Source organism: Kitasatospora sp. NPDC087271 (assembly GCF_044744605.1).
Taxonomy (GTDB): Bacteria; Actinomycetota; Actinomycetes; order Streptomycetales; family Streptomycetaceae; genus Kitasatospora.
On the sequence record NZ_JBIUYQ010000026.1, the window covers coordinates 70,573 to 83,132 of the forward strand.

12 protein-coding genes are annotated in these 12,560 nt (G+C 72.1%); 11 read left to right on the plus strand and 1 reads right to left on the minus strand.

Features of this window, described 5'->3' with window-relative positions; all coding sequences use genetic code 11:
- Window positions 1-184 precede the first annotated feature (184 nt).
- The 3 genes from ffh (at window position 185) to ftsH (ending at window position 4,389) form a co-directional block, all read left to right on the plus strand.
- On the plus strand, window positions 185-1,750 hold the full coding sequence (gene ffh, locus ACIO9K_RS31750) for a signal recognition particle protein (protein ID WP_350882982.1): 1,566 nt from the start codon (window positions 185-187) through the stop codon (window positions 1,748-1,750).
- 59 nt (window positions 1,751-1,809) lie between these two features.
- Window positions 1,810-2,352, plus strand: coding sequence for a GNAT family protein (locus ACIO9K_RS31755; protein ID WP_363375916.1), 543 nt, complete (start codon window positions 1,810-1,812; stop codon window positions 2,350-2,352).
- A gap of 93 nt (window positions 2,353-2,445) precedes the next feature.
- Window positions 2,446-4,389, plus strand: a complete 1,944-nt coding sequence (gene ftsH, locus ACIO9K_RS31760) for an ATP-dependent zinc metalloprotease FtsH (protein ID WP_363624896.1) — start codon at window positions 2,446-2,448, stop codon at window positions 4,387-4,389.
- A 185-nt stretch (window positions 4,390-4,574) separates the two neighbouring features.
- Here the strand turns inward: ftsH and ACIO9K_RS31765 are convergent, their stop codons facing one another.
- Window positions 4,575-5,399: a class I SAM-dependent methyltransferase gene (locus tag ACIO9K_RS31765; protein WP_400335025.1), complete on the minus strand. Its 825-nt coding sequence runs from the start codon at window positions 5,397-5,399 to the stop codon at window positions 4,575-4,577.
- A 274-nt stretch (window positions 5,400-5,673) separates the two neighbouring features.
- On the opposite strand from ACIO9K_RS31765, the gene proS reads away from it, so the two are divergent.
- The 8 genes from proS to lepB all read left to right on the plus strand — a co-directional run bounded on the left by proS (window position 5,674) and on the right by lepB (window position 12,348).
- Window positions 5,674-7,086: a proline--tRNA ligase gene (proS, locus tag ACIO9K_RS31770; RefSeq protein ID WP_380376648.1), complete on the plus strand. Its 1,413-nt coding sequence runs from the start codon at window positions 5,674-5,676 to the stop codon at window positions 7,084-7,086.
- Window positions 7,087-7,484: 398 nt separating this feature from the next.
- Entirely contained in the window at window positions 7,485-8,063 is a 579-nt protein-coding gene (locus ACIO9K_RS31775; RefSeq protein WP_063347677.1) for a hypothetical protein, read from the plus strand.
- 470 nt (window positions 8,064-8,533) lie between these two features.
- Window positions 8,534-8,962, plus strand: a complete 429-nt coding sequence (gene rpsP, locus ACIO9K_RS31780; RefSeq protein WP_063347676.1) for a 30S ribosomal protein S16 — start codon at window positions 8,534-8,536, stop codon at window positions 8,960-8,962.
- A 2-nt stretch (window positions 8,963-8,964) separates the two neighbouring features.
- Window positions 8,965-9,204 carry an RNA-binding protein gene (locus tag ACIO9K_RS31785; RefSeq protein WP_030056773.1) on the plus strand — a complete coding sequence of 80 codons (240 nt, stop codon included), beginning with the start codon at window positions 8,965-8,967 and terminating at the stop codon, window positions 9,202-9,204.
- 130 nt (window positions 9,205-9,334) lie between these two features.
- Window positions 9,335-9,949 carry a ribosome maturation factor RimM gene (gene rimM, locus ACIO9K_RS31790; RefSeq protein WP_400335028.1) on the plus strand — a complete coding sequence of 205 codons (615 nt, stop codon included), beginning with the start codon at window positions 9,335-9,337 and terminating at the stop codon, window positions 9,947-9,949.
- A gap of 35 nt (window positions 9,950-9,984) precedes the next feature.
- The gene (gene trmD, locus ACIO9K_RS31795) at window positions 9,985-10,803 is read left to right on the plus strand and encodes a tRNA (guanosine(37)-N1)-methyltransferase TrmD (protein WP_363624922.1); all 819 of its coding nucleotides are present in this window, start codon (window positions 9,985-9,987) and stop codon (window positions 10,801-10,803) included.
- 154 nt (window positions 10,804-10,957) lie between these two features.
- Window positions 10,958-11,308, plus strand: coding sequence for a 50S ribosomal protein L19 (gene rplS, locus ACIO9K_RS31800; protein ID WP_063347674.1), 351 nt, complete (start codon window positions 10,958-10,960; stop codon window positions 11,306-11,308).
- Between the two features lie 386 nt (window positions 11,309-11,694).
- Window positions 11,695-12,348, plus strand: coding sequence for a signal peptidase I (gene lepB / locus ACIO9K_RS31805; RefSeq protein WP_363624889.1), 654 nt, complete (start codon window positions 11,695-11,697; stop codon window positions 12,346-12,348).
- The last annotated feature ends 212 nt before the right edge of the window (window positions 12,349-12,560 follow it).

Sequence of the window (12,560 nt, forward strand, 5' to 3'; positions counted from 1 at the left end):
TCCGCCGAGTTCCGCCGGGGCCCGCCTGGGGCTGCCGGGGGTCGGCCCGCCGGGGCCCGCCGGCGGGCGCCGAGGTCCGTTCCGAGGTCGTGGCAACCCGGGTGGAGACCGTACCCGGGGCGGCCGGATACCCTGGGGGGCGACGACCGTACCGATACCGATGCCGCAGAGGACCCGCGACGACGTGTTCGACACTCTTTCCGATCGCCTCGCAGCGACGTTCAAGAACCTCCGGGGCAAGGGCCGCCTGAGCGAGGCGGACATCGACGCCACCGCCCGCGAGATCCGCATCGCGCTGCTGGAGGCGGACGTCGCGCTGCCGGTCGTGCGGGCCTTCATCAAGCAGGTCAAGGAGCGGGCGGCCGGCGCCGAGGTCTCGGGCGCGCTCAACCCCGCGCAGCAGATCATCAAGATCGTCAACGAGGAGCTCATCGCGATCCTCGGTGGCGAGACCCGCCGGGTCCGGTTCGCCAAGAACGGCCCGACGGTGATCATGCTTGCCGGTCTGCAGGGTGCCGGTAAGACCACCCTCGCGGGCAAGCTCGGCCACTGGCTGAAGAGCCAGAAGCACACCCCGCTGCTGGTCGCCTGCGACCTCCAGCGGCCCAACGCCGTCAACCAGCTCCAGGTGGTCGCCGACCGCGCCGGCGTGGCCTTCTACGGCCCGCAGCCGGGCAACGGCGTCGGCGACCCGGTGCAGGTGGCCAAGGACTCGATCGAGTACGCCAAGCAGAAGCAGTACGACGTCGTCGTCGTCGACACCGCCGGACGCCTGGGCATCGACGCCGAGCTGATGCAGCAGGCCGCGGACATCCGCGCCGCGGTCAACCCGGACGAGGTCCTGTTCGTCGTCGACGCGATGATCGGCCAGGACGCGGTCACCACCGCGCAGGCCTTCCTCGACGGCGTCGACTTCACCGGTGTCGTGCTCTCCAAGCTCGACGGCGACGCCCGCGGCGGTGCCGCCCTGTCGGTCGCCCACGTCACCGGCCGGCAGATCATGTTCGCCTCCAACGGCGAGAAGGTCGACGACTTCGACGCCTTCCACCCCGACCGGATGGCCTCGCGCATCCTCGGCATGGGTGACGTCCTCTCGCTGATCGAGAAGGCCGAGCAGACCTTCTCGCAGGAGGAGGCCGAGAAGATCGCCGCCAAGCTGCGCGGCGGTCCGAAGGCGTTCACCCTGGACGACTTCCTGTCGCAGCTGGAACAGGTCCAGAAGATGGGCTCGATCTCCAAGCTGCTGGGGATGCTGCCCGGGATGGGCCAGATCCGCGACCAGATCAACAACATCGACGACAAGGACGTCAACCGGGTCGGCGCGATCATCAAGTCGATGACCCCGGCCGAGCGCGCCGAGCCGGAGCTGATCAACGGCTCCCGCCGGGCCCGCATCGCCAAGGGCTCGGGTGTCCAGGTCGGCGAGGTGAAGAACCTGGTCGAGCGGTTCTTCGACGCCCGCAAGATGATGTCCGCGATGGCCTCCGGCAAGGGCGTGCCCGGCATGCCGGGGATCCCGGGCATGGGCGGCGGCGCCAAGAAGTCCGGCAAGAAGGCCCCGCAGGCCAAGGGCAAGCGCAAGAGCGGCAACCCGCTCAAGCGGGCGCAGGAGGAGGCCGCGGCCGCCCAGCGCCGCGCGCTCGGCCCGGGCGGCGACCAGGACCCGGCCGGCGGCGGCGCGTTCGGCCTCGGTGCGGGCAAGGGCCCGGCCGACTTCGAGCTGCCCAAGGAGTTCAAGGACCTGCTGTAGACCGGTCCGTCGTTCGAGCGGCCCGCCGTCCGGGACCTTCCGGGCGGCGGGCCGCTCGCATGCCCGATGATGGTGGTGTGCGAGTGACGATCAGGGCCCCGCGGGCCGAGGACAAGGACGTGTACGCCGAGGCGGTCCGACGGTCCGCCGACCACATCGGGCGGTGGAACCCGGTCGAGCCGGACGGCCTGGCCGAACTGCTGGACCGCCAGGGGCCGGGCCTGCGCACCTTCCTGATCGTCGACCGGGACACCGGCGGGCTGGTCGGCAAGGTGAACGTCGCCAACATCGTGATGGGCCGGTTCTGCAACGGCGCGCTGGGCTACGACGCGTACCTGCCGTTCGCCGGCACCGGGCGGATGACGGAGGGGCTGCGGCTGGTCCTGGACCGCTGCTTCGCCCCGCAGTCGGCCGGCGGGCTGGGCCTGCACCGGCTGGAGATCAACGTGCAGCCGGACAACGAGCGGTCGGTCGCGATGGCCAAGCGGCTGGGCTTCCGGCACGAGGGCTTCACCCCCCGGATGCTGTTCCTCCAGGGCGACTGGCGGGACCACGAGCGGTTCGCGCTGACCGCCGAGGAGTGGCCGGGCGCGGAGGCGTAGTCACGGGCGGGGCCCCGTCGCGGCTGGTCAGGGGCGTGCTCGGCGCGGCGTTTCGGGTGGCTCGCCCGAGCCCGCGTCCGTATCGTCCGATGAGTGACCGAACCCGTGCCGCCGCGCCAGACCCCCGACCAGCCCTGGCGGTCCGAGGGCGCCCCGCCCCCGCCGCCGCCCCGCCGCCGGATGCCCGGCGGCTGGATGGGACTCGCCCTCACCGCGCTCGTGGTGTTCCTGATCTCCGACCTGCTGCTGTCCTTCTTCGGCAACGCCGGCGCCACCACGATCTCCTACACCGAGTTCAACAACCAGCTGAACAAGGGCAACATCACCAAGATCTACTCCAAGGGCGACGCGATCGAGGGCACCCTCAAGAGCGCCCAGCCCAAACCGGACGGCGGCAAGGGCGACTACACCGACTTCGCCACCCAGCGGCCGTCCTTCGCCAACGACAACCTGTGGACCACGCTGCAGCAGCAGGGCGTCGAGGTCACCGCCACCTCCCCGGTGGTCCAGCAGCGCAGCTTCCTCGCCAACCTGCTGATCTCGCTGGCCCCCATGGTGCTGCTGATCCTGATCTGGGTGCTGCTCGCCCGCCGGATGGCCGGCGGGCTGGGCGCCGGCGCGCTCGGCCGCAAGGCCCCGCCCAAGCCGGTCACCGCCGACCAGGGCAAGCGCACCACCTTCGCCGACGTGGCCGGCATCGACGAGGTCGAGGCCGAACTCACCGAAGTGGTCGACTTCCTGAAGAACCCGCAGCAGTACCGCAGGCTCGGCGCCAAGATGCCGCGCGGCGTGCTGCTGAGCGGCCCGCCCGGGACGGGCAAGACCCTGCTCGCCAGGGCCGTCGCCGGCGAGGCGGACGTGCCGTTCTTCTCCGCCTCCGCCTCCGAGTTCATCGAGATGATCGTCGGCGTCGGCGCCAGCCGGGTCCGCGAACTGTTCGCCGAGGCCCGCAAGGTCGCCCCGGCGATCATCTTCATCGACGAGATCGACACCATCGGCCGCCAGCGCGGCGCGGGCGGCGGCATGGGCGGGCACGACGAGCGCGAGCAGACGCTCAACCAGATCCTCACCGAGATGGACGGCTTCACCGGCTCCGAGGGCGTCATCGTGATCGCCGCGACCAACCGCGCGGACGTGCTCGACCCGGCGCTGCTGCGCCCCGGCCGGTTCGACCGGCGGATCACCGTCAGCCCGCCCGACCGGGACGGCCGCGCCGCCATCCTGCGCATCCACACCCGGACCGTCCCGCTGGCCGGCGACGCCGACCTCACCCGGCTGGCCAAGGTCACCCCCGGGATGACCGGCGCCGAACTCGCCAACCTGGTCAACGAGGCCGCCCTGCTGGCCGTCAAGCGCAAGCAGGACGCGGTGAACGAGCGGGACCTCTCGGACGCCCTGGAGAAGGTCCAGCTCGGCGCCGTCCGGCCGCTGGTGATGCCGCAGGAGGAGCGCGAGCGCACGGCCTACCACGAGAGCGGGCACGCGCTGCTGGGTATGCTGCAGCCCGGCGCCGACCCCGTCCGCAAGATCACCATCGTGCCGCGCGGCCGGGCGCTCGGCGTGACCCTGTCCACTCCGGAGAACGACCGCTACTCGTACACCGAGCCCTACCTGCGCGGCCGGATCATCGGCGCGCTCGGCGGGATGGCGGCCGAGCAGGTGGTCTACGGGGTGATCACCACCGGGGCGGAGAGCGACCTGGAGCAGGTCACCAACATCGCCCGCGGGATGGCCGGCCGGTGGGGGATGAGCGAGCGGGTCGGGCGGCTGACCGCGGTGCCCGCCGACCCGCAGGGCGCCTACGGGCTCTCCGCCGCGCCGACCACCCTCGACGCGGTGGACGAGGAGGCCCGGCGGATCGTCGCCGAGTGCTACGAGGACGCGGTGCGGCTGCTGACCGAGCAGCGGGCCCGGCTGGACGCGCTGGCGGCGGCGCTGCTGGAGGGGGAGACGCTGGACGAGGAGCAGGCGTACCGGGCGGCCGGGGTGCCGCGGAAGGGCTCCGGCTCCGACGAGAAGTCGCTCGACCAGGCGTGAACCGGCGGGCCGGGGGCGCTCGCCGCGCTGGCGGGCGCCCCCGGTTTTGTCGCTGCCGGATCTGTTGTCGCCCGGGCCGTTCCGATCGCTGCCGGGGGTCTCGTTCCCAGTGCCGCCGGGAGCTCGTTCCGGGCGTCGCCGTGGGCCCCGTTCCCAACGCCGTCGGGGTCGGCCGCCGCCAGCCGCTACCGGGGCCGTTCGGCGATCAGGTAGCGGAAGACGTTCTCCATCCGGACCGAGCCGTCCGCGCGCAGGTACGGCTGCAGCGCCTCTTCCAGCTCCTTGGCGACCAGCGACGCGCCGGAGAACTCCTCGGCCGCCTCGAACAGACCGGTGGAGAGCAGGCCGCGCACCGCGCTGTCCAGGTCCGCGTAGGCGAACGGGCAGCTCACCCGCCCGCTGCCGGCCGGGCGCAGGCCGGCCGGGGCGAGCAGGCCCTCCAGCGTGCCGGGCGTGCTCAGCTCGAACGGGTCGCGCGCGGTGGTCCGGCCGGCCCGCCGACGCGCCACGTCCAGCACCGGGGCGCTCTGGCAGCGCTCCGGAGGGCCCCAGGCGGCCAGCACCACGTGCCCGCCCGGGAGGGTCAGCCGGGCGGCCTCGACGACCACCGCACCCGGCTCGGCGCAACCGGGCAACTGCTCGAACACCGTCACCAGCGAATGGGCCGAGCGGGGGACGGCAGCGGTCGGCCGGGCCCCCGCGCACACCCGCAGCCGACGGCCACGGGCCAGCTCGCGCAGCTCGTCCCGCGGCTCCTGGCCGGTGACCTGGGCACCGCGCCCGGCGGCGAGCAGCAGCGCCAGTCCGGACCGGCAGCCCAGGCCCAGCACACTGGTCGCCGGGCCGACCTCCAGCCGGTCGTGGACCGCCTCGTAGAGCGGCACCAGCATGCGCTCCTGGATCTCCGCCCAGTCGCGCGCCCGCGCGGGCCGCGCCGCCCCGGGCTGCGGGTGGTGCGGTCGTGCGCCTGTCGGTCGTACGGTCGTGCCGGTCGTCCGAGCTGAAGCCATCGCGGCCTCCCATCCGGTCCTTCGGTGTGCTGCTACGGCTCCCCCAAAGTCCCGCCCCACTCCAGCGAACAGCGGGTCGGGCCCGGCGTCCAGAGGGGTGCAGGGTGGTGCGCGCGTGTCGCGGTCGTGCGCCCCCTGCGGTCGGCGGGTGCCGCCTCCTGCCGCCGGCGGGTGCGCGGTCGTCCGTCCGGCGGGTGCGGCGGTCGTCCGTCCGGCGGCCGCGGGCGTGTTATCGATTCGAAGTCAGGGGGCCGCGCCCCGTACCATTCGGGCCATGGCTAAGGCACCCGTTCTCACCCCTCAGGCGGAAGACTTCCCGCGCTGGTACCAGGACCTCATCAACAAGGCCGAGCTGGCCGACAACGGTCCGGTGCGCGGCACCATGGTCATCCGACCGTACGGCTACGGCCTGTGGGAGCGGATGCAGCAGGAGATGGACGCGCGGATCAAGAAGGCCGGCGCGCAGAACGCCTACTTCCCGATGTTCATCCCGCAGTCCTACCTGACCAGGGAGGCCGAGCACGTCGAGGGCTTCGCCCCCGAGCTCGCGGTGGTCACCCACGGCGGCGGCAAGCAGCTCGACGAGCCGGTCGTCGTCCGGCCCACCTCCGAGACGATCATCAACGAGTACTTCTCGAAGTGGGTGCAGAGCCACCGCGACCTGCCCCTGCTGATCAACCAGTGGGCCAACGTGGTCCGTTGGGAGCTGCGCCCGCGCGTCTTCCTGCGCACCACCGAGTTCCTCTGGCAGGAGGGCCACACCGCCCACGCCACCTACGAGGACGCCCGCGCGTACGCGTCGATGATCCACACCCAGGTCTACGGCGACTTCATGACGAACGTGCTCGGCATCGACGTCGTGCTCGGCCGCAAGACGGCCAAGGAGCGGTTCGCCGGCGCCATCAACACCCTCACCCTGGAGGGCATGATGGGCGACGGCAAGGCGCTGCAGATGGGCACCAGCCACGAGCTGGGCCAGAACTTCGCCAAGGCGTTCAACACGACCTACCAGCTCCAGGGCGCCGAGCGCGAGTACGTCTGGCAGACCTCGTGGGGCGTCTCGACCCGCATGGTCGGCGGCCTGATCATGTCCCACGGCGACGACAACGGCCTGCGGGTGCCCCCGCGACTGGCCGCCGTCCAGGCCGTCGTGCTCGCCATCAAGGGCGACGACGCGGTCATCGCCAAGGTGCGCGAGATCGGCGCTACGCTGGAGGCCGCCGGTGTCCGGGTGGTCGTCGACGACCGCACCGACACCCCGTTCGGCCGCCGCGCGGTGGACTGGGAGCTCAAGGGCGTGCCGCTGCGCATCGAGGTCGGCCCGCGCGACCTCGAGAACGGCACCGCGATGCTGGCCCGCCGGATCCCCGGCGGCAAGGAGCCCGTCTCCATCGACTCCCTGGCCGCGCTGGTCCCGGGCATCCTGGAGGAGGACCAGGCGCTGCTGCTGCGCCAGTCCCGCGAGCGCCGCGAGGCCCGTACCGTCGACGTCAAGACCATCGAGGAGGCCGCCGAGGCCGCCGCGACCGGCTGGGGCCGGATCTCCTGGGCCGACCTCGGCCCGGAGGGCGAGGCCAAGCTGGCCGAGCAGGGCGTTTCGGTGCGCTGCATTGTCGCGGCCGACGGCTCGGTGCCGCTGGCGGACGACCAGGACGGCAATATCGCGATCGTCGCCCGCGCGTACTGATGCCTGTTACCAGCAGGTAATGACCGTTGTCGGCGACATTTGCCCGGAATGCGGATGAGTAAGAATCCGGTAACTGTCCGAGGGGCGCCCCGACCGCGGACATCCCTACTGGCCGGTCAACTGCCGGTATTAACGCAATAGCGGTACGGTGTACGGCCCGTGGCCCTGTCAACTCGACGGGTCCACGGGCCGTACGTCCAGGGGGCGACAGCCCGCCCCCGGACGGAATTCACGAGGCCCGCCGAGCTGCGGCGAGCCGAAACCGGCAGGGGGTTGGTCTTGCGTCAGATCCGGAACGCGCAATTCGCGCGCGACCATGCATTCCTGGGAGTTTCCTGGGAATTCCCGAAGAACGAGAACATGCGGAACATCGGCTCGCACTCCATCGTTGGTCTAGCGTGAGCACGACACAGCCCCTCGTCCTCGCGGCCGAACTGGCCGCCGCCTGGAGTGACATCCAGGCCCACCACCAGGACCTCCCCGATCTGGCCTCGCCCGAGGCCCTGATCGGCGAATCCTCCTCGGCCTGTGGCACCCGGCTCGGTTTCGAGCGGCTCCTCCACGAGGCTGCCCACGGTCTGGCCGCGGCCCGGGACATCCGGGACACCTCGCGAGCTGGCCGCTACCACAACCGGCGCTTCCTGCTGCTCGCCTCCGAGCTCGGACTGGCGCACCCGGTCGAACCGCACGCGAGCAGCGGCTTCTCCCAGGTGACCATGCTCAAGGAGACCCAGGAGCGCTACGCGGAGACCATCGAGCGACTGGACCGCGCCCTCGGCGCGCACCAGGAGGCGGTGGCCGGCGACGGTACGACGCGGGCCTTCCGCGGCCCGGCCGCCCGGCACGGCTCCTCCGGGGGCGGCGTCCGGGTCAAGGCGGTGTGCGGCTGCGGGCGGAACGTCCGGGTCGTGCCGTCGGTGCTCGCCCAGGCGTCCATCGTCTGCGGCGCGTGCCAGCAGCCGTTCAAGATCTCGTGACCGATCGGTCCACCGGACCGGGAGATCGTTAGACCGGAACACCAGAAGACGGGGAAGGCCGGCGGACGGCTGTGCGGGCAGCGGATCCGGCCGGAGCGAGCGGTACATCGGTGAGTTCGTGGGCGGACCGGGAGCGAGGGCTCCCGGTCGCGCCTTGTGGACGGGCCTGCGGAGGCGGTCGGGGGGCGGCCTCCGGAGGGTCGTGCGCGGCCCGCGGACGGCCGGGTGTACGGCTGGGGTGCGCGGCTGGGGCGCGGCCGGGGCGCGGCTGGGATGCAGCCGGGATGCCTCCTGCGGATGGCCGAGCGAAGGCGGTTCGCGCCGGTATGGCAGAATGGACAGCTGAGTACTCGGCAGCCGAGCAGGACCCCTCTCTCCTACGGCTGGCGTGTCCCTTGAACGGCCCACGGCGCAACCCCACGCGACGGCGCGGCCGCTCACCCACGTCAACACCAGGAGAATCCACTCCCGTGGCAGTCAAGATCAAGCTCAAGCGTCTCGGCAAGATTCGCTCCCCGCACTACCGCATCGTCGTCGCCGACTCGCGCACCAAGCGTGACGGCCGCGCGATCGAGGAGATCGGCATCTACCAGCCGACCTACAACCCCTCGAAGATCGAGGTCGACACCGACCGCGCCCAGTACTGGCTGTCCGTCGGCGCCCAGCCGACCGAGCCGGTGCTCGCCATCCTCAAGCTGACCGGCGACTGGCAGAAGTTCAAGGGCCTCCCGGCCCCGGCGCCGCTGCTGGTCGCCGAGCCCAAGGTCGAGGACTTCTCGCACCTGTTCGCGAAGGCCGTCGCCGGCTTCGAGGACGCCACCACCGGTGTTGCCATCACCCCGAAGGCCAAGAAGTCGGACAAGGTCGAGGCTGAGGCCGACGCCGCCGCCGAGGCCTGAGCGTGATCGAGGACGCCCTCGACCACTTGGTGAAGGGCATCGTCGAGCACCCCGACGAGGTGCAGGTGCGCTCGCGCAACCTGCGTCGGGGCAACACCATCGAGGTGCGAGTGCACCCCGATGACCTCGGCAAGGTGATCGGCCGGGGTGGCCGCACGGCGCGCGCACTGCGCACCGTGGTCGGTGCCCTCGGCGGTCGCAACGTCCGGGTCGACCTGGTCGACGTGGACAACATTCGCTGACGCAGCTGCTCGTTCAGCCGTCAGGGCTTGTGAGGCCGACCGGGACGCATGTCGTCCCGGTCGGCCTTTTCGCGTTTCTCGCGCTTCCCGCATTCCGTCCCGCTTTAGGAACTCCAGGAGAACGATCACCGTGCAGCTCGTCGTCGGCAAGATCGGCCGCGCCCACGGCATCAGGGGGGACGTCAGCGTCGAGGTCCGCACCGACGAGCCGGAGCTCCGGCTCGGCCCCGGTGCCGTCCTGTTCACCGACCCCGCGTCGGTGGGCCCGCTGACCATCGAGTCCGGCAAGGTGCACAGCGGCCGGCTGCTGCTGCGCTTCGTCGGCGTCAAGGACCGCAACGCGGCGGAGGCGCTGCGGGGCACGCTGCTCATCTCCGAGGTCGACCCGGAGGAGAGCCCCGAGGACCCGGAGGAGTACTACGACCACCAGCTGATCGGCCTGGACGTGGTGCTGCTCGACGGCACCCTCGTCGGCGAGCTGACCGAGGTCGTCCACCTGCCGTACCAGGACCTGCTCACGGTGGAGAAGGCCGACGGGACGGAGGTGCTGGTGCCCTTCGTCCGCCAGATCGTGCCGACCATCGACCTGGAGAACCAGCGTGCCGTGATCACCCCGCCGGTCGGCCTGATCGAACCCGAGCAGGCCGAGGTCGCCCGTGGTGCCTCCGCCGAGGGCGAGGACGCTGAGGACGCCGAGGGCGCCGAGGGTGCGGCCGGTGCCAAGGGCGCGGAGGGGTCGGAGTGACGGTGGAGGAGGGCGTCGCGCAGGTCCAGGACGGGATGCGGATCGACGTCGTCTCGATCTTCCCCGAGTACCTGGACCCGCTGAACATCTCGCTGGTCGGCAAGGCCCGTTCCCGCGGCCAGCTGGACGTGCACGTCCACGACCTGCGCGAGTGGACCCACGACGTGCACCGGACCGTGGACGACAGCCCGTACGGCGGCGGCCCCGGCATGGTGATGAAGCCCGAGCCGTGGGGCGAGGCGCTGGACGCGGTGGTCGCCGGCGGGCCCGAGGGTCAGCTGCCGACGCTCGTCGTGCCCACCCCCAGCGGGCGGCCGTTCACGCAGGAACTCGCCCAGGAACTGGCGAGCCGCCCCTGGCTGGCGTTCACCCCCGCCCGGTACGAGGGCATCGACCGGCGGGTCATCGAGGAGGCGGCCACCCGGATGCCGGTGGTCGAGGCCTCGATCGGCGACTACGTGCTGGCCGGTGGCGAGGTCGCCGTGCTGGTGATGGTCGAGGCGATCGCCCGGTTGCTGCCCGGGGTTCTCGGCAACGCCGAGTCCCACCGGGACGACTCCTTCGCGCCCGGTGCGATGGCCGACCTGCTGGAGGGCCCGGTCTACACCAAGCCCGCCGAATGGCGCGGCCGGACCGTGCCGGACGTGCTGCTCAGCGGAAACCACGGCCGGATCGCCCGCTGGCGGCGGGAACAGGCCTTCGCCCGGACCCTGGCGAACCGCACCGACCTGGTCGAGCGCTGGCGCTACGGCGCCTTCGACAAGAAGGACCGGGAGGCGCTCAGCATCCTCGGTCTGGCCTGGGACGAGGAGCTCGGCCGATTTCGGTCCGTGGCCGTCGGTGTGGAAGAATAGGCCGCTGCTGTCTGTTGCTGGGCCCCCTTCGTAGGGGCCACGTGGACCGGCGCCCTCGCCACGGGGGGATCGTCGTCAGCCGATGCGGCCCGCAGCAAACCCCATTGTGACGAACTTCCGTGGGCGGCCCGTGGCGCCTGCGATGGAGAGCAACATGAGCAACAAGCTCGCTGCTGTCGACGCGGCCTCGCTGCGTAGCGACATTCCGGCCTTCCGCGCCGGTGACACCCTGAAGGTCCACGTCCGGGTCATCGAGGGCAACCGCTCCCGTGTCCAGGTCTTCCAGGGCGTTGTCATCCGCCGCCACGGCGCCGGCGTCGGTGAGACCTTCACCGTTCGCAAGGTCAGCTTCAACGTCGGCGTGGAGCGCACCTTCCCGGTGCACACCCCGGTCGTCGAGAAGATCGAGGTCGTGACCCGCGGTGCGGTTCGCCGCGCCAAGCTGTACTACCTGCGTGACCTCCGCGGCAAGGCCGCGAAGATCAAGGAGAAGCGCGACCGCTGATCCACCGTCCCCCGGCCTCGCCGGGGGATCGGATCGCTCTGAGGGGCCGGGCCGCCGCACGGTAAGCTCAGCCCCCGATGAGCACGCACGAACCACCCGCGGACCGCGACGGCAGTCCCGCACCCACCGGTGCGGACTCGCTGTCGCGGTCCGCGGTCGTTTCGGGGGTCGTCCCGGGGCCCGGTGGGGAGGGATCCGGCCCCAGTGGGGACCCGCGGGCGGACGCCGGGGGTGCGCCGGAGGGCGAGGCCGCGTCCGAGGGCGAGGACGCACCAGAGGGTGAGAACGCGCCGGAGGGCGAGCGTGCACCGGAAGGTGGGAGCGCGCCGGAAGGTGAGCGCGCGCCGGGGAATGAGGAGCCGGGCCACTCGCGCTCTCAGGACCTGTTGCTGCTCGTGGGGATCTGCCTGCTGGCCCTGCTGCTGGTGAACGCCTTCGTCGCGCGCCCGTTCTCGGTGCCGTCCGGTTCGATGGAGGAGACCCTGCGACCGGGCGACCGGTTGATCGCGAACCAGCTCGCTTATGCCTTCGGCGGCCACCCCCAGCGGGGCGACGTCGTGGTCTTCGACGGGACGGGCTCCTTCCTGCCGGGGTCGGGTGGGCCGACCGGCTTCTGGGACGGGCTCAGCTCGCTCGGCCGGGACCTCGGGCTGGCCCCGGCCGGGAACACGGTCTACGTCAAACGGGTGATCGGCGTCGGCGGGGACCGGGTGACCAGCACCGGCCCGGGCGGGCCGATCACCGTCAACGGGGTGCCGATCGACGAGTCCTCCTACCTGGCCCCGGGGGACCAGCCGTCGAGCGTGGCCTTCGACGTGGTGGTGCCGACCGGCAAGCTCTGGGTGATGGGGGACCACCGCAGCGCCTCCCGTGACTCCCGCGACCACCTCGGCGAGCCCGGCGGCGGCTTCGTGCCCGAGAGCAGGGTGATCGGCCGGGCGGACTGGGTGGTCTACCCGTTCTCGCGCTTGACCGGCCTGGACCGGCCCGCAGCCTTCGCCGCGACTGCGGGGACGGGCGGTCATGGGGAGCAGAGGTAGCAGGGGCAGGGGCCGGGTGGCGGACCGCCCGGCTCCGGAGCCGGGCGCCGGCGGACCGATCGGCGCCGGATCCACAGGTGCCGGACCTGCGGAGGCCGGACGTGTGGATGCCGGACGTGTGAAAGCCGGACCTGCGGATGCCGGACGTGTGGATGCCGACCCCGCGAGTGGCGGATCTGACGGTGCCGGACCAGGAGACACCTCCCCCGGGG